The 16,030-nt window shown below is 70.5% G+C and carries 16 protein-coding genes; 8 read left to right on the forward strand and 8 right to left on the reverse strand.

The window, feature by feature from the left end:
• Window positions 1-30: 30 nt before the first annotated feature.
• Entirely contained in the window at window positions 31-1,293 is a 1,263-nt protein-coding gene (gene nreA / locus E4P24_RS04040; protein ID WP_006600604.1) for a DNA repair protein NreA, read from the forward strand.
• Window positions 1,294-1,328: 35 nt separating this feature from the next.
• The gene (locus E4P24_RS04045) at window positions 1,329-1,502 is read left to right on the forward strand and encodes a hypothetical protein (protein WP_004064899.1); all 174 of its coding nucleotides are present in this window, start codon (window positions 1,329-1,331) and stop codon (window positions 1,500-1,502) included.
• Between the two features lie 32 nt (window positions 1,503-1,534).
• Here the strand turns inward: E4P24_RS04045 and E4P24_RS04050 are convergent, their stop codons facing one another.
• The 3 genes from E4P24_RS04050 to E4P24_RS04060 form a co-directional block, all read right to left on the reverse strand.
• On the reverse strand, window positions 1,535-1,990 hold the full coding sequence (locus E4P24_RS04050) for a DUF302 domain-containing protein (protein ID WP_004064897.1): 456 nt from the start codon (window positions 1,988-1,990) through the stop codon (window positions 1,535-1,537).
• 79 nt (window positions 1,991-2,069) lie between these two features.
• Window positions 2,070-2,741, reverse strand: a complete 672-nt coding sequence (locus E4P24_RS04055) for a type II CAAX prenyl endopeptidase Rce1 family protein (RefSeq protein ID WP_004044200.1) — start codon at window positions 2,739-2,741, stop codon at window positions 2,070-2,072.
• 2 nt (window positions 2,742-2,743) lie between these two features.
• Window positions 2,744-3,025: a DUF5789 family protein gene (locus tag E4P24_RS04060; RefSeq protein WP_004064895.1), complete on the reverse strand. Its 282-nt coding sequence runs from the start codon at window positions 3,023-3,025 to the stop codon at window positions 2,744-2,746.
• Between the two features lie 171 nt (window positions 3,026-3,196).
• Between E4P24_RS04060 and E4P24_RS04065 the strand changes: the two genes are divergently transcribed.
• Complete coding sequence (locus E4P24_RS04065; RefSeq protein WP_115802259.1) at window positions 3,197-4,189, forward strand: ribonuclease BN; 993 nt, start codon at window positions 3,197-3,199, stop codon at window positions 4,187-4,189.
• 53 nt (window positions 4,190-4,242) lie between these two features.
• Here E4P24_RS04065 and E4P24_RS04070 read toward each other — a convergent pair whose 3' ends face one another.
• Genes E4P24_RS04070 through E4P24_RS04080 form a run of 3 tightly spaced genes read right to left on the reverse strand, consistent with a single transcriptional unit; the run spans window position 4,243 to window position 6,991 of the window.
• Window positions 4,243-4,809 carry a Mut7-C RNAse domain-containing protein gene (locus E4P24_RS04070; protein WP_115802260.1) on the reverse strand — a complete coding sequence of 189 codons (567 nt, stop codon included), beginning with the start codon at window positions 4,807-4,809 and terminating at the stop codon, window positions 4,243-4,245.
• A complete protein-coding gene (gene polX, locus E4P24_RS04075) occupies window positions 4,806-6,554 on the reverse strand; it encodes a DNA polymerase/3'-5' exonuclease PolX (RefSeq protein WP_188148153.1) in 1,749 nt (582 codons plus the stop codon). Before polX ends, E4P24_RS04070 begins: the two co-directional genes overlap by 4 nt.
• Window positions 6,551-6,991, reverse strand: coding sequence for a DUF5788 family protein (locus E4P24_RS04080; RefSeq protein WP_004044195.1), 441 nt, complete (start codon window positions 6,989-6,991; stop codon window positions 6,551-6,553). The genes polX and E4P24_RS04080 overlap by 4 nt, the downstream gene beginning before the upstream one ends.
• Before the next feature lie 254 nt (window positions 6,992-7,245).
• Here E4P24_RS04080 and E4P24_RS04085 point away from each other — a divergent pair, with 254 nt between their 5' ends.
• Complete coding sequence (locus tag E4P24_RS04085; RefSeq protein WP_004064887.1) at window positions 7,246-8,595, forward strand: alkaline phosphatase family protein; 1,350 nt, start codon at window positions 7,246-7,248, stop codon at window positions 8,593-8,595.
• 15 nt (window positions 8,596-8,610) lie between these two features.
• On the opposite strand, the gene E4P24_RS04090 is transcribed toward E4P24_RS04085, so the two are convergent.
• Both E4P24_RS04090 and cetZ2 read right to left on the reverse strand, forming a co-directional pair.
• Complete coding sequence (locus E4P24_RS04090; RefSeq protein ID WP_115802262.1) at window positions 8,611-9,720, reverse strand: glutamate-cysteine ligase family protein; 1,110 nt, start codon at window positions 9,718-9,720, stop codon at window positions 8,611-8,613.
• A gap of 205 nt (window positions 9,721-9,925) precedes the next feature.
• A complete protein-coding gene (gene cetZ2 / locus E4P24_RS04095) occupies window positions 9,926-11,008 on the reverse strand; it encodes a tubulin-like protein CetZ2 (protein ID WP_004064883.1) in 1,083 nt (360 codons plus the stop codon).
• Window positions 11,009-11,129: 121 nt separating this feature from the next.
• Between cetZ2 and E4P24_RS04100 the strand changes: the two genes are divergently transcribed.
• The 4 genes from E4P24_RS04100 to E4P24_RS04115 are packed head-to-tail and all read left to right on the forward strand — an operon-like array spanning window position 11,130 to window position 15,986.
• On the forward strand, window positions 11,130-11,756 hold the full coding sequence (locus tag E4P24_RS04100) for a hypothetical protein (protein ID WP_188148154.1): 627 nt from the start codon (window positions 11,130-11,132) through the stop codon (window positions 11,754-11,756).
• Window positions 11,753-12,214, forward strand: coding sequence for a hypothetical protein (locus tag E4P24_RS04105; protein WP_188148155.1), 462 nt, complete (start codon window positions 11,753-11,755; stop codon window positions 12,212-12,214). The genes E4P24_RS04100 and E4P24_RS04105 overlap by 4 nt, the downstream gene beginning before the upstream one ends.
• Before the next feature lie 32 nt (window positions 12,215-12,246).
• On the forward strand, window positions 12,247-14,229 hold the full coding sequence (locus tag E4P24_RS04110; protein ID WP_006600599.1) for an ATPase, T2SS/T4P/T4SS family: 1,983 nt from the start codon (window positions 12,247-12,249) through the stop codon (window positions 14,227-14,229).
• Entirely contained in the window at window positions 14,223-15,986 is a 1,764-nt protein-coding gene (locus tag E4P24_RS04115) for a pilus assembly protein (protein ID WP_188148156.1), read from the forward strand. The genes E4P24_RS04110 and E4P24_RS04115 overlap by 7 nt, the downstream gene beginning before the upstream one ends.
• Window positions 15,987-16,030 lie beyond the last annotated feature (44 nt).

Raw genomic sequence — 16,030 nt, forward strand, 5'->3', positions numbered from 1 at the left:
TCATATCCGCGGGCGACCCACGTCCGGTGAATGCGGCTCGACGAGTACATGGACATCGAGCGGGACGAGCGCGCCGAGCGGCGGCGACTCGCCGAGGAGAAGTCCTACGGCATCCTCGACCACCTCGAAACGTTCCAAGACCGGTTCGAGGAGACGGTGCAGGGGGACTCGCTGTACGGCGGCGTCTCCCCGTCGATTTTCGTCGGTCGGTCGAACTACCCGAACGTCTCGACGGGCATCCTCTCGCCGGTCGGCCACGACGAGGACGCCGCCTCGTTCGAGACGAGCGCCGCGTGGTACGACGAGGGCGTGAGCATCGACGACGTGTTCCAGCGGCGCACCTCGCTTCTGAACTCGAATCGCGGGACGAAGGTGACGAACGTCGCCGACTCGTGGGACGGCTTCCTCGGGACGCAACGCGAGGTCGCCATCGCCGACCGTCCCGTGACGGTCGAAATCGGTCTCGACGGGAAGCCGTCGCTCGACCTCGACGCCAGCGCCGACGACGTGGCGACCCCCGTCGGCCCGCGGGCCCGCGCCCGGTCGGCCGACCTCGCGGAGAACCCGCACGTCCCCAAACTGGTGCAAAAGACGCTCGAAGACGACGACTGGAACGCCGAGGGCGCGATGACGTATCTCTACCGCCGCGGCTTCGACGTGTACGACATCAACACCATCCTCTCTGCGGGCGCGCTCGGCCAGACCGAACAGCGCCGGCTCGTCCCGACGCGGTGGTCCATCACCGCCGTCGACGACACGCTCGGACAGTACCTCCGCGGGCAGGTCAAACACGCAGAGAGCGTCGACGGCGTCGAAATCTACCGCAACGAGTTCATCGGCAACGCCTTCTGGGTCATCCTCGCGCCGGGGCGCTGGGAGTTCGAACTCATCGAGCTGAAAGCGCCGGGGAGCGTCTGGAACCCCGACCCCGAGGCGGGGATGTACCTCGCGGCCGACCGCGAGGGCTACGAGGGCCGGACCGGCTACGTGAACGAGACGGCCGGCGCGTACCACGCCTCCCGCCTCGGCGTCCTCGAACACCTCCAAGAGCGCGGCCGACAGGCGAAGGCGCTCGTCATCAGACACGTCTCCGACGACTACTGGGGGCCGGTCGGCGTCTGGCAGATACGCGAGTCCATCCGCCACGCCTTCGAGGGCGAAATGGCCGACGCCGAGACGTTCGGTGACGCCGTCCGCGACGTGACGGAGTACCTCCCGGTGTCGCTCGCGGACCTCCGCCGGAAGTCCACGATGGCCGCCGGTCTCCAGACCGACATCTTCGACTTCGCCTGAGCAACTATTTTGACAGTCGGGCGATACGTTCTCGCATGGTTCCGTTACAGGTACCCGGCGGTCCCGAACTGCTCATCATCTTCCTCGTCTACGGCATTTTCGCGCTCCTCCCCGTAATCGCGGCGCTCGTCGCGCTGTATCTGCTGTACAAGATTCGCGGCGACGTGAAGCGCATCGCGGACGCGCTCGACGCACGAGACGGAGTGTAAGTCGAGCCACCCGAGGGCGCTCGGTATCTCGCCTACGCGTCGGCTGCGTCGAGGTTGGCGAGCGCCTGCTCGACGAGTTCGCCCGTGTCCGCGATGATGTCGGCCATCTCGTCGTCGTCGGGTGCGATGCCGATGAGCCGGGCGACGCGCATGATGCTCAGGTGGTAGACGACCTGCTTACCCGGCTTTTCCTCCCAGATGACCACGTTGCACGGGAACAGCCCGCCCATCTTCTTGTCGGTGGCGTCGAGCGCGCGGTCCGCCATGTTCGGGTTACACGCGCCGAGGACGTAGTAGGGGTCGCGGCCGGCGTCGACCTTCTCGTTGAGCATCTCGGAGGGCGAAAATTCGGTGGCGACACCGAACCCGGCGTCGGTGAACGCCTCGCGGACGCGCTCGATTGCCGCCTCGTGTTCCATCTCGAGAACGACGCGTTCCTCGCCGATGTCTTCCGGTTTGATGGCGCTGGGGTCGATTGGGAGTGCCATGACTCCCCGTTGACGCCCCGGCGGGGAAAAGCTATGGTAGTGTATCGACTCCACACGAACGCCTCGTCGCGTCCGCCGCTCACAGCGGAATCGGGAGCCACTGGAGCGCCGTGGCGACTCGCTCGGGCGGGAACAGCGGCGGGTGGAGCACGAGCCAGTCCAAGAGGATGAGGCCGCCGCCGTGGGCGACGATGGAGGGGAGAATCGAGTCGCTCTCGTAGTCGACGAGGCCGAACAGCACGTCCGTCGGGGCCGACAGGAGAATCTCTATCGGGGGTTTGCCGACGTGGTGAAACGCGTAGAGAATCGGACTGATGAGGGCGCTCTTCCGACCGATTTCTCGGACGCCGACGCAGAGCAGGCCGCGGTAGTACGTCTCGGCGGCGACGACGACGAGCAGCTGCTGGGCGGCGTGCGGGAGGAAGTCAGCGAGCGCGGTCGAGGTGTGCCACATCGGGTAGTACGCCCGAATCGACGGCAGGCTCGACCCGACGAGGTAGAAGGGGAGGACGAACAGCGCGAGCAAAAGCGTGTTTCGGAGCGCCGCGCGGTCGACGTTCCAGCCGAGGTTTCGGCCGTGGGCGAGCGCGAGCGCTCCGGGTACGAGGATGAACAGGAGGGCGTCGTGGACCGCGCGGTAGGTGAGGTCGCCGGCGGGAAGCGGCCAGAGGCTCCACGCGGCCCCGACGACGCCCCCGACGATGAGGGCGCGGTAGAGCCACGGGAGGCGGGCGAGCCGGCGGCGTAACACCGCTATTCCGTCTGGACCGGGTCGCGGCCGACGATGTCGAACACGTCGTCGAGGAAGGCCTGTCGCGTGTCGAAGTAGGTCTCGTCGGCCTCGGCGAGCACGTCTTCGAGGCTCTGGGGGCCGTCGGGCGTGCGGATGACCGCGTCGCCTTCTTTGTTCAGGATGCTGCTCTTTTCTTGGGGCCACGTCAGTCGGGAGGCGACGCGCGCGAGCGGCGCACCTTCGACGGACGCGCCCGTGCCGAGTTCGACGGCGGGTTCCTCGTCTGCTTCCTCGTCAGCCATGCGCGAGGGTTAGCCACCGCGCATGATAATCCCTTCGAGATTCGCATGCGACCGCGACGCACCGCCGGCGCGCCGACGGGACGACGCGCCGATATCGATAGCCCGCGACGTGTCGAGAAGCAGACAATCGTCTGACGCATCGTTTTAGGGGCTGGTTTCGTAGTCGGGGCCATGACCAGTCTTTCGGAGGCGTACCACGGTGGCCGGGGCGGGCCGAGTCTCCGACGGCTGTCCCTGGGATTCGGGGGGTTCCTCCTCGGCGTGCTGCTCGTCGTCGCGGGCATCGTCGTCGCGACCACCGACGTGTACACGTCCGGCGGGGCGACCCTCGGCGAAGCGCGCGAACTCGGGGGCATCCTCGGAGGCATCGGCGTTCCCGCCGTCTTCCTCGGCGTCCTCGCGGTCCTCCCCGCGAGCCGTCGAACCCGCGCCGCGTCGCTCATCGGCGCGAGCATCGCCGTCCTCGGCGTCGCGCTCTTCTCGCACGCGTACCCGTGCCAGTGGACCGGCGCGACCTGCGGGGCCGGCCTCCCCGACCTCACGCTCGAAACCGTCGCCGTCTACTTCTTCGGCACGGTCACGACGTTCTGGTGTCTGTTCGTCGGCGTCGCCAACTTCAAGACGCGGAACGACCCGGGCGGCACGGCCACGGTGCAGGTGACGAAGAAGGGCGAGACCCGCGTCGTCGAAGTCGAGAACTCCGGCGGCGGCGGACTCGGCGGCATCGGCTTCCTCGGCGGCACGCCCGACGGCGACGTCCAGACGCAGACGAACCAGTCGACCTCGACCGCGAGCGCCGGCGCGACCGACGGCGGCGCGTCGACGCAGGACATCACCCCGCTCGACGTCGAGCCCTCGGCGTCGCCCTCGTCCGACGGGGCGGACGCGACTCAGTCGGCGGGCTCGGCGGGCGCGGCGACGAACCGCTCCGGCGTCGACACCGTCCAGTCCACCGAGTCCGCGCGCTCGCCGGCCGGCGCGGCCGACCACCCCGACGCCGACCGCCCGGCGAACGCCACCGTCGGCGACCGCTACTGCGGCAACTGCACGTACTTCGAGTACGTCCGCACCTCCGACGGGCTCAAGCCCTACTGCGCGGCCCACGACGAGATGATGCAGGACATGGAAGCCTGCGACGAGTGGTTCCCGCGCCGCCGCGAGTAGTCTGTCGACGACTCGGACGGCCCGTCTGACCCGACCGCCCCGACCGTTTCCGCTTACTGTTCTCCGCCGTTCAATCTCGTTTCCACGTCGCGCCAGTGGCTCCCGCGCCAGAACACCTGTCCGCAGTCCCGACACCGCCACAGCGCCGTCTCCCCCGGGTCGGGCGCGTAGTCGGGAACCGGCTCGTCGCGGCCGACCGCCTCCACGCGGCCGTTACAGACGCCACACCCCGACGGCTCCTCGTCCAGCGACACCGCGAAGCCGACCGCTTCGAGTTCGCGGAGTTGCGCGAGTGGTTCCCGCTCGGCGAGGAGGACGTTCCGCGGGGCTCGCTCGGCCAGTCGCACGTCGCGGGTGAGGAGGACGCGCCCCTCGGCGTCCGCCCGCGCGAGGAGGTTGTCGTCGCCGGGGTCGGTTCGGGGGTCGCGCGCTCCGTCCGCTCCGTCTTCTGTTTCGTCCCCGCCGTCGAGCGCGTATTCGGCGTCGTAGCCGCACATCCGCAGGTACGTGGCGAGTTTGCCGAGCATCACGTCCAGAAGGAGCGCCGTGTCGCCGGGCGCGGCTCGCTCGACGCCCGAGGCGACCGTGCCGGGGTGGCCGGCTCCAACGTCGTCGGTCACGCGAGGAAGTCGGACAGTTCCCCGACCGACCGCGCGTTCAGCACGTCAGCGGTCTCGACCCAGCCGCGACGGGCCGTGTGGACCCCGTAGCGGGCGTGGTCGAGTTCACCCGGTCGGTGGGCGTCGGTGTCGATGACGACGGTCGCGCCCGCCTCGACGGCGATTTTGAGCGCCTCGCCGTTCAGGTCGAGGCGATAGGGGCTGGCGTTGAGTTCGAGCGCGACGCCGTTGTCGACGGCGGCCTCCGCGAGTCGCTCGTAGTCGAGGGGGAGGCCGGGCCGTTGGTTGATGAGCCGACCGGTCGGGTGGCCGAGGATGTTCACCGCGGGGTGTTCCATCGCGGTGACGAGTCGCTCGGTGGCCGTCTCGCGGTCTTGGTCGAGCGCGCTGTGGGGCGAGGCGACGACCACGTCGAGTTGGTCGAGCACGTCGTCGGCGACGGAGATGCCGCCCTCGGCGTCGATGTTGGCCTCGACGCCGGTGAACACCGCGATGTCGGCGTTGTCGGCGACGGCGCGGACCTCGGCAATCTGGTCGAGCAGGTCGTCGTCCGCGACGCCGACGCCGCCGACCATGCCGGGGCCGGTGGCGTGGTCGGTGACGGCGTGGTAGTCGTAGCCGCGTTCCGCCGCGGCCGCGACCATCTCAGCGATGCTGTTGTCGCCGTCGGACCAGTCGGTGTGGGTGTGGAGGTCGCCGCGGAGGTCGCCCTCCGCGAGGAGGTCCGGCAGGTCGCCGTCGGCGGCGCGCTCGATTTCGCCGGTGTCCTCGCGTAGCTCCGGCGGGACGAGCGGGAGGTCGAGCGCGGCGTACATCGACGCCTCGGTGTCGCCGGCGACGCGCGTGCCGGCCCGCGGGCCGTCGTCGGGGTCGTCCACGTCCGAGATGTCGAACATCCCGTACTCGTTCATCTTGAGGCCGCGGTCGATGGCGATGTTGCGGAGGTGGACGTTGTGGTCCTTGCTCCCGGTGAAATACTGGAGCGCCGCGCCGTACTCCGAGGGCTCGACGACGCGGAGGTCGACCCGCATCCCGTTCACCCGGACGCTCGCCTTCTGCTCGCCCGCCTCGATGGTGTCGCCGACGAGGTCCCACGCGAGGAAGCGGTCGATGACGGCTTCGGCGTCGGCGCTCTCGGCGAGCACGTCGATGTCGCCCACCGTCTCGCGCCACCGCCGCATCGACCCCGCGGGTTCGACCCGCCCGACGGCGTCGTAGTCACCGAGGTACGTGAGCAGGTCGTCGGCGACGGGCCGCGCCCTCCCGAGCAGTTCGCGGCCGGTCGCCTCGCGGGCGAACTCGATGCCGTCGAGGATGTTCGCCTCCGTCTTCGCGCCGAACCCCTTGACCGCCTGTATCTCCCCGTCGCGAGCGGCCGCTTCGAGGTCGTCGAGGTCGGACACGCCGAGCGCCTCGTACAGTTTTCCGACCGTCTTCGGGCCGACGCCCTCGACGCTCGTCAGGCCGGCCATATCGACCGGGAGGTCCTCGCGGAGGTCCTCCAGCTCCTCGATGCGACCTGTCTCGACGTACTCGACGATTTTCGCGGCGATGGCGTCGCCGACGCGGTCGATTTCTTGGACCGCGTCTTCGCCCGCCTCCGCGAGTTCCTCGACGGGCGTCGGGTGCTCGCGGACGTTCTCGGCGGCGCGGCGGTAGCTCGACGGCTTGTAGGCCACGTCTTTCGCCTCCAGCAGGTCGGCGAACTCCTCCAGCAGGGTCGCTATCTCGTCGTTTCGGCTCATCGGCCGCCCCGTTTGCCCTTGCCGCCGTCGCGGCCCAGCGCCTTCTTCAGGAAGTTCATCCAGCGCTTCTGGTCCGCGGCGTTCTGGCGGTGTTCCTCCTGTTCGAGGTCGACCGGCCGAAGCTGTTCGAGGGCGTTCAGCGCCCGGTCGATGCCGACGATGTCCTCGGCCAGTCGCCGCCCCTCGTCGTAGCTCACCTCGTTGTCCTCGATTCGTTGGAGCCGTTCGAGGCGCTCGCGGCGGAGGTTCCGCTTCGCCCGGTCGACGCGCTCTTTCTCCCCCGACGGGATGGTGTCGCGACGCTTTATCTCGAAGACGAACTGCCTGAGGTCTATCTCCTCGCCTTGGACCTCGATGCGGTCGGGAATCTGCGTGCCGACGGTCGCACCCTCCCGATTGACGCGCTCCAAGAGCTGTTTACGCTCGAACTCCTTCACGTCCTGTCGTTGTCCCGCGCGGCACTTCGCTCCTTCGCCCAGTTCGGTGTGTGCCTCGACTGGGCCACGCGTCCGGCGTCGTCGTTCCTGCGGGCCTGCTTCGACGTTGACAGGTCATCGACGGGCCAGCGCCCCGCGGTCGCCCGGAGAGATTCGCCGCTTTCTCCGACAGCGGCCGCGTCTCCGTCGTCTCTCGTCGCAAGCCCCGGCGGAGAGACGAACCTTCTTATGGTTCGTCTTGGATACCGTGAGGTATGGGTTTGTTCGACCGTCTCCGCGGCAAAGACCACCCCCGCGTCGCCTTCATCGGCATCGACGGGGTTCCGTTCACTCTCCTCTCTGAGCATCCCGACGAGTTCCCCAACTTCGCGGCGCTGGCCGACGAGGGCTCTGCGGGCGACATCGACAGCATCGTCCCGCCGGAGTCCTCGGCGTGTTGGCCGGCGCTCACGACCGGCGTCAACCCCGGCGAGACCGGCGTCTACGGCTTCCAAGACCGCGAGGTCGGCTCCTACGACACGTACGTCCCGATGGGACGCGACGTGCAGGCCACCCGCGTCTGGGACCGCGTCACCGACGCCGGCCGCAAGGCCACCGTCATGAACGTCCCCGTGACGTTCCCGCCCCAGCGCAACGTCCAGCGCATGGTCTCGGGCTTCCTCTCGCCCGGCGTCGACAAGGCCGCCTACCCCGACGACTTCCGCGACACGCTCTCCGAGATGAACTACAAAATCGACGTGAACGCGAAGCTCGGTCACGACGAGGACAAGACCGCGTTCATGGAGGACGCCCGGAAGACGCTCGACCGGCGCTACGAGGCGTTCGAGCACTACATCGACCAGGACGACTGGGACCTCTTTTTCGGCGTCTTCATGACGACCGACCGCGTCAACCACTTCCTGTTCAAGGACTACGAGCGCGACGGGAAGAACAAAGACGCCTTCATGGAGTTCTACCGCACCGTCGACGACTACCTCGGTCGCATCCGCGACGCCCTCCCCGAGGACGTGACGCTCATCGTCGCGTCCGACCACGGCTTTACCTCCCTCGACTACGAGGTCCACTGCAACACGTGGCTCGAAGAGAACGGCTGGCTCTCCTACGAGGACGACGACCACGACGCGCTGTCGGACATCGACGAGGACTCGAAGGCGTACTCGCTCATCCCCGGCCGCTTCTTCGTCAATCTCGAAGGCCGCGAGCCACGGGGGTCGGTCCCGCAGTCCGAGTACGAGGCGGTCCGCGACGAACTCAAGGCGGAACTCGAAGCGCTCGAAGGTCCCGACGGCAACAAGGTCGCAGACCGCGTCGTCGTCAAGGAAGACGCCTTCCGCGGCGACCACGACGACATCGCCCCCGACCTCGTCGTCATCCCGAACCACGGCTTCGACCTGAAGTCCGGCTTCAAGGGCCACGACGACGTGTTCGGCGTCGGCCCCCGTAACGGGATGCACTCGTTCGACAACGCGACGCTGTACGTCGACGACCCCGGCGCGGTCATCGAGGACGCCGACCTCTACGACATCGCCCCGACCATCCTCGACCTCATGGACGTCGAGTACAGCCGCACCGAACTCGACGGCGCGAGCCTCATCCAGCAGTAAGCGGTCGGCGGTTTCTCACTCTCGTTGCCGGACCGCGTTCCGAACGTCCCGTTCGAGCCGGTCGGCGTGGGTCAGTCGCAACTCCCGCGCCTCCGCGGCCGTGACCGTCTCGCGGCCGTCGATTTCGTGCGACACCGGGCTGTACGCACCCACGTCGAACCCCATCCGGTCGAGATACGACCGCACCGTCTCGGAGTCGAGGCCGTCCTCGATGGCGGCGTTGACGTACCGGAGCACCGCGTCGAACTCGGGGAGCACGACCCGGTCGTCCGTCACGCGCCCCGTCTCGCCCTCGATTCTGAGCGTCGCGTCGTCGAGACGGTGTACCACGTCGGCCACGCTGTTCGCCAGCCTGAGCGCGTCGCTCGGGAGCGAACAGTCCGGCGAGCGCCACTCGACCGTGCCGAACTCGGCCCTGAGTTGCACCGGCGTCCAAATCGCGCTCTCGGGGTCGAAGTTCGCCTCGATGGTCGCCCGGTCGACGCCCTCCTCCTCGGCGCGCACGAGGAACTCCTCGAACCGGCGTTCGAGGCGGCGCGACCACTCCCGCGTGTCGTCGGCGTAGCGCCACAGCCGACCCTGATGCGGCACGTCGTCGTAGGTCATCCGGCGGTACAGCTTCGACCGCGCGCCCGCCGCCAACCGCTTCCCGTCGTAGTACGGCGAGGAGTTCACGAGCGCCAGCGCGGGGTCCAGCGCCACGAGCGCGTTGTACTGGTCGATTTCGCGGCCGGGGCGCTGTTCGACGTGGACGTGCGTCCCCACGCAGTGCCGCGCGTACTGGAAGTCCGACCCGACGACGCGGTTCTGGATGCGCGTCCGGTCGCTCTCCAGTTCCGTCACCGTCTCGTCGCTGACCGGCGTGGCGAGCGGGACGAGTCGCTTGCCGACTTCCTCGGCCCGCGAGAGCACGTCGCCGAGCCGTTCGTACAGCTCTTTGCGCAACTCGGCCGCCGAGTCGCACGGCGTCGTCTTCACCTCCAACACCGGCTCGACGAACTCCCGTTCGGCCCCGGGTGAGGCGTCGACGAGCCCACCCGGGTCGGTGAACGACCCGTCTTCCTCGACGACCCAGTACTCGACTTCGATACTTCGCCGGAGCGGGTCCGAGGCCGACTCAGACATGGCGACTCCGGCGTTGTGCCGAGTCAGTTCTCACGTGCATCGTTTCGCGCCCCCGAGAGAAGATATTGTTAACACATACCACGGATGGGAAGGGAGACGGAAAAAGTATTCGCAGACTGGGCAGTCGTCGCGGAATCGATGGACAACCGTCTTTAAAATGACTCGTTTGTTGGTCGTTCGTGTCGCAAACGACAGGGGTCGGTTGTCACAGCAGGTCGTCGAGGTCGTCGCTGTGCCACATCCCTTTGGGGTCTTCTCGGGGTTCGGTCTCCGCCTTGTCGATGGCCTCGCGGGCGCGCTCCATGAACGACTCGACCCGCTCGGAGCGCTCGACGCCGCCGAGGAGGACGAGCGACGCGAGTCGGCCGCTCTCCAGCGGGAAGTCGCCGCCGCGGACCTGCATACTGCCGGTCTCGTCTTCGACCCAGCGACGCGCTCGCTCGACGCCCTTCCGCGGGATGGTGTCGGGCTCGCCGGCGATGACGACCAGCGCGGCGTCCGCGTCGCTCGCGTCGGGCAGGCTCGTCCCCGTCAGGACGGCCCGGCGGGTCGTGCTCATGACCGCGTTGATGTTGTCCTCGGCGTTCGGGGAGGCCTCGGCGCTCGCGTAGCCGAGCGCGGCGATACCGCCCGAACGGAGGGTGTTGATGACCTCGGAGGTGTCGACGACGCTCTCGCCGACGCCCTCGGTGGCTTCGCCGGCCGCGAGAAGCAAGCCGACGCGGCGAGCGATGGCCTCGTTGATGGCGTCGTAGCCCTCGCTCATCGATTCGCCGGCCGAGCGGAACGCGTCGTTGTCGACGAGGAGGACGGCGTCGGCCTCGCGGGCGACGGTCTTGAGCGACCGGCCGGCGTTCACCTGATACAGCGCCCCTTCGTCCGCCCCGGGCAGGATGCCGAGGACGTACACCGGCACGTCGTAGACGCCGGCGAGCGCCTTCGCGAGGACGGGCGCGCCGCCGGACCCGGAGCCGCCGCCGAGGCCGGCGACGACGAAAATCGACTCCGCCTCGGCCGTCACGCGGCCGTCGAGGGCGGACATGACCTCGGTCTGGTCCGACTCCATGACCGCGGCTCCGAGTTCGTTGTCGCCGCCGACGCCGTGGCCGTTGACGCGGTCTTGGCCGATGAGTACGGTTTCGACGGGAAGCGACTGGAGGTCCGCTTTCGCGGTGTTCACCGCGACCGCGTCGAGCACCGCGCCGAAGCCCATCTGCCGGTCGAACGACTGGAGCGCCGACGCGAGCTTCCCACCCGCCTGCCCCACACCAATCAGGACGGTTTTCATACATGATTCACTCCGGCGACCCCCTTGAACATTCCTCACATGGGGACTGTTATCTCATCTGGCTGTTCGACTCGGGTGCTGGCCCGGAGCTTTATGACGGATGGCGGGACCACGCCGGTCTATGACGACCGACCCAACTCGCTCCGACGCCGCTGTCGACACCGAACTCGGTTCGCCCGCTTCCAGCGCCCCGCCCACGGCGGACCGTACGGCCGACCGCACCGCCGACCTCGCCGCGCGACTCGACGCGGTCGAGCGCACCATCACCGACGGCGACGCCGACTTCTCGTCGCTCGAAGACCTCGCGGCCATCGAACGCCGGGTCACCGAACTCGAATCGGCGGTCGAGTCGCTCACCGACCGCCTCGACGAGATGGACGCCGCGACGCAGGCGATGCGCGGCTACCTCGGCGGCGTCCGCGCGGTCAACGAAGACGTCGAACGCCGGGCGAACGCCGCGCTCGCCAAGGCCGAGTCGCTCGAATCGGAACTCGTCGACGAGACGGCGTCGCCCGCGCCCTCGCGGTCGACCGACGCGCTCGCCTCGGAAGCGGCGTCGCACGCCGGACGGACTACCGACGGTGGTGACGGTAGTGGCTCCCAGCGCGCCGCGGAGACCGGTCTCGGAACCGGCACCGCCACCCCCTCACCCGAGTCTCGCGCCGCTCCCGATTCCGGCGCACCCACCGATTCCCGCGGCGACTCCGCCGACCGTGGACTGGCCGCCCGCCTCCGCGACGCGCTGTGATTCGCGTCGTTCTGACGTGTCTGCTCGCGGTCGCCATCGCGGGCGTCGTTTTCCCGGCGGCCGACGCGGCGAGAGCGGACGCGACCACGGTCAAAATCGGCTCGCTGGCCGACGATATCGCGCACGCCGCCACGACGCTTTCGGCCGCGGAAGACCCGACGCCGGCCGGCGTCGCGGGCGCGCAGCGGCACGTCGTCCTCGACGTTCCGTCCGGGTCGTGGCGGGCCGCCGGTGTCTCCAACCTCACGGTTCGCGGCGGCGACGGCGTCGAACTGTCGGCGAGTGTCACCACCGGCTTGACTGTCGTCCGTCGCGTCGGCGGTCCTCGGACTCGCGTCGCCGGCGACCGACTCGCCCTCGGACCGGGCGAGCATCGACTCAGGCTGACGCTCGAAGCCGCTGCGGGCGGTTCTGTCGTCGTCATCGCCCCCGCGACGGCCAACCAGTCGGCGGCGTAGGTTCAAATACCCGGACGGGACCACGACCCCGTATGCCCCTCGGCTCACCTTCCATCGACTCCCTCTCCGAAACCGTCGCCGCGGCGCTCCCGGACGCGCTCGGCGACCGGCTCGCCGACGCGACCGGCAGCCAGCGCGACTCCCGTGACTCCGCCGGCGACTGCGGCTGTGAACCCGCCTTCTCGACGCCCACCGACCGCCCCGACGACGACACCGTGACGCTCGCGGTCGACGCCGGCGACTGCCCGCACCGCGGGTCGCTCTCGACTTCGGCCCCCTGCCGCGCGGCGGTCGTCGAGGCGCTCGAAACCCGCGACGCCGACCGACTCGTCGTCCGCGCCGACGGACTCGAACGCCGGTACGACGCCGACGCGACCGGCTTGCTCGTCGCCGCCGGCCGGTTCGCAGAGCGCGTCCGCTTCCGCGACGACCGCCTCGCAGACCGCGCCCGCGAGGACCCGCTCGGAGCCGCCCACGAGGCGACGGGTCGCGCCGGGCCGGTCCGCCGCGCCGCCGTCGAGACCGGGCTCGCGGAGGGCGCGTCCCGAAGCGCCGACTACGGCGACGCACTCCGGGCGGTGGTCGGACCGACGCTCGCACGCTCTCGCGTCGACCCCCGTCCACCGGCCGACGGGCGGCTCGTCGAGGCGACCGACCTCGACACCGGCGCAGTCGCCCGCCGCTACGAGTGCCCGCGCGGCCCCGTCTACCATCTCACGCCGCCCGAATCGACGCTCGACCAGCGCGCCGCGCGGACGCTCGAAGCCGCCCACGACCGACTCGCCCGCGGCATCGTCGACGCCGGCCCCCGCGCGCCGGGTCGCGCCGTCCGACTCGCCGCGGACGCGGACGCCCCGGTCGAGACGCTCGCGGCGATTCTGGCGAAGCACACCACGGGTAACGGCGTTCTCGACGACCTGTTTTCGGACCCCGCGGTCTCGGACGTGTACGTCTCGACGCCCGCCGACGAGAACCCGATTCGCGTCGTCGCCGACGGCGTCTCGATGCCGACGAACGTCCGCCTCGCGCCCGGCGGCGCGGAGTCGCTCGCCTCCCGCCTGCGACGCGTGAGCGGCGCGTCGTTCTCCCGCGCCGACCCGACGCTCGACACCGTCGTCGAGGCCGGCGGCGCGAACGTCCGGGTCGCGGGCGTGACCGCGCCCGCCAGCGACGGACTGGGCTTCGCGTTCCGCCGCCACGACGAGACGCCGCTGACGCTCCCCGCGCTCGTCGCCAACGGGACGCTGTCGGCCGACGCCGCGGCGCTCTGCTCGCTCGCGGTCGAACGCGGGGCCTCGCTCCTCGTCGCCGGCTCCCGCGGGGCCGGCAAGACGACGTTCCTCGGCTCGCTCCTGTGGGAACTCCCGCGCGACGTTCGCACGGTGCTCATCGAGGACACGCCGGAGCTGCCGGCGTCGAGCCTGCTTGACGCCGACCGCGACGTACAGTCGCTCCGAACCGACACGACCGGCGGCCCGGAGCCGACGCCGCAGGAGGCGCTCCACGCGGCGCTCCGACTGGGCGACGGCGCGCTCGCGCTCGGCGAAGTCCGGGGCGAGGAGGCCGCCGTCCTCTACGAGGCGATGCGCGTGGGCGCGAACGCCAACGCGGTCCTCGGAACCATTCACGGCGACGGGGCCGCCGACGTGCGCGAGCGCGTCGTCTCCGACCTCGGCGTCCCGGCGTCGTCGTTCGCCGCCACCGACCTCGTCGTCACCTGCGAACACGCTGACGAACACCGCGTCGCCCGCGTGGAAGAGGTCCGCCCCGTCGGCGACGACGCGGCGTTCGAGACGCTGTTCGAACACGACGGGCGCGCCCTCGAACCCACGGGGTCGGTCGCGCGCGGCGACAGCCTCGCGGTCGAATCCCTGGCCCGCCCCGGCGAGTCGTACGCGGACGTGCTCGATGCGCTCGACGCCCGCGCCACTCACCTCGCCTCGCTCGCCGAGACGGAGCGGACGGCTCCAGACGACCTCGCCGCGGCCCGCGCGGAGCGTGGTTCGGGATGCTGAACCCGGACACGGATGCGTCCGCGGACCCCGACTCGAATCCGGCGGTCCGCACGGCCGCGACGACGCTCGCGCGGCTCTCGCCCGACTCCATCGAGGCCGAGCCGAGCGACGAACTCCGCCGCTCACTCGCGTTTCTCGATTCGGACCTCGCTCCCGAGACGGTCGTCGCCGCGGGCTACGGCGCGGCGCTCCCCGCCGGACTGCTCGGCGGACTCGTCGCCCTCGTCGCTCGACTTCCGACCGTCACCGTCGTCTTCGTCGCGCTCGCGGCCGCGCTCGGCGCGACCCACGCGGTTCACACGCTCCCCGTCTGGCTGGCGACGCTCCGCCGGACGCGGGCGCTCGGGAACGCGCCGGAACTCGTCGGCCGCATCGCGCTTCGGATGCGCATCGAGCCCTCCGTCGAGCGGGCCAGCGCGTTCGCCGCGCGCGGCGGCGACGACCCGCTTTCGACCTCGCTCGCCGCGCACACCGACCGCGCCCGCGGAACGCCGACCGCGGGACTCTCCGCGTTCGCCGACGCGTGGCGCGCGTGGTTCCCGGCGCTCGACCGTTCGACCGCGCTCTTGCAGACCGCCGCGGACGTTCCCGCCGGCGAGCGCGACCGCGCCCTCGACCGCGCCCACGAGGTCGTTCGCGAGGGAACCCGCGACCGCCTCGCCGACTTCGTCGGCTCCGTCCGCGGGCCGGTGACGGCGGTCTACGCCTTCGGCGTCCTGCTCCCGCTCGCGCTCGTCGGCGCGCTCCCCGCCGCCCGCGTCGCCGGCGTCGGCGTCACCGCCGCGCACGTCGCATTCGTCTACGACGTGGCGCTTCCCGCGTGCCTCCTCGCCGCCGTCGGGTGGGTGCTCGTCCGCCGGCCGGTCGCGTTCGCGCCGCTCTCGGTCGATGCGTCCCACCCCGCGGTCGATGACCACCGACTCCTCGGCGTCGCCGGTGGCGCGGTCGCTGGCATCGTCGGGTTCGTCGCCGCCGACGCGCTCGTCGCACCGTGGCTCGCGCCGCTCGCCGCCGCCGGCCTCGGGACCGGAACCGCGCTGTTCGTCGCGGCCCGCCCGGTCGTGGCGCTCAGAGCCCGCGTCCGCGCGGTCGAAGACGGCCTCCCCGACGCGCTCTACCTCGTCGGACGCGCCGTCAGCGAGGGCGAAGCCGTCGAATCCGCGCTCGCCCGCGCGGCGACCTCGGTCCCGGGCGAAACCGGCGACCTGCTCGACGAAGCCGTCGGCGTCCAGCGTCGCCTCCGCGTGGGCGTCGTCGAGTCGTTCCGCGGCGAGTACGGCGTCCTCGAATCGACGCCGAGCCCCCGGGTCGCGGGCGTGGCGACGCTCCTCGGCCTCGCCGCCAGCGAGGGCCGCCCCGCCGGCCGCGCCATCGTCTCGATGGCCGACCAGCTCTCCGCGCTGTCCCGACTCGACGCCGAGGCCCGCCGCGAACTCGCCTCGGTCACGGAGACGCTGTCGAACACGGCCGCCGTCTTCGGGCCGCTCGTCGCCGGCGCGACCGTCGCGCTCGCCGACGGGATGGCCCCCGCGAAGACGCTCGACCAGACCGCCGTCGCAACGCCGCTTTCGACCGCCGACCTCGGACTCGCCGTCGGCGCGTACGTCCTCCTCTCGGCGGTCATTCTGACGACGCTCTCGGTCGGCGTCGAACACGGCCTCGACCGCCACCTCGTGGCCTCCCGCGTCGGCCGCGCGCTCGTGTCGGCGACGGCGACGTTCGCCGTCGCGTTCGCCGCCGCGGGGACGCTCGTCTGAGCCGCCGCGAGTTCGTGCTGAGGTTTATATACCCGGACGGGACC

The organism is Haloferax sp. AS1 (assembly GCF_014530665.1).
GTDB lineage: Archaea > Halobacteriota > Halobacteria > Halobacteriales > Haloferacaceae > Haloferax > Haloferax volcanii.

Bases quoted from the DNA above. Each gene is read 5' to 3' on its own strand.
- E4P24_RS04050 (WP_004064897.1), bottom strand. From the start codon at position 1,990: ATGGCACTCCCAATCGACCCCAGCGCCATCAAACCGGAAGACATCGGC.
- E4P24_RS04060 (WP_004064895.1), bottom strand. From the start codon at position 3,025: ATGGCTGACGAGGAAGCAGACGAGGAACCCGCCGTCGAACTCGGCACG.
- nreA (WP_006600604.1), top strand. From the start codon at position 31: ATGCGGCTCGACGAGTACATGGACATCGAGCGGGACGAGCGCGCCGAG.
- E4P24_RS04100 (WP_188148154.1), top strand. From the start codon at position 11,130: ATGACGACCGACCCAACTCGCTCCGACGCCGCTGTCGACACCGAACTC.
- polX (WP_188148153.1), bottom strand. From the start codon at position 6,554: ATGAGCCGAAACGACGAGATAGCGACCCTGCTGGAGGAGTTCGCCGAC.
- E4P24_RS04085 (WP_004064887.1), top strand. From the start codon at position 7,246: ATGGGTTTGTTCGACCGTCTCCGCGGCAAAGACCACCCCCGCGTCGCC.
- cetZ2 (WP_004064883.1), bottom strand. From the start codon at position 11,008: ATGAAAACCGTCCTGATTGGTGTGGGGCAGGCGGGTGGGAAGCTCGCG.
- E4P24_RS04115 (WP_188148156.1), top strand. From the start codon at position 14,223: ATGCTGAACCCGGACACGGATGCGTCCGCGGACCCCGACTCGAATCCG.
- E4P24_RS04090 (WP_115802262.1), bottom strand. From the start codon at position 9,720: ATGTCTGAGTCGGCCTCGGACCCGCTCCGGCGAAGTATCGAAGTCGAG.
- E4P24_RS04065 (WP_115802259.1), top strand. From the start codon at position 3,197: ATGACCAGTCTTTCGGAGGCGTACCACGGTGGCCGGGGCGGGCCGAGT.
- E4P24_RS04110 (WP_006600599.1), top strand. From the start codon at position 12,247: ATGCCCCTCGGCTCACCTTCCATCGACTCCCTCTCCGAAACCGTCGCC.
- E4P24_RS04045 (WP_004064899.1), top strand. From the start codon at position 1,329: ATGGTTCCGTTACAGGTACCCGGCGGTCCCGAACTGCTCATCATCTTC.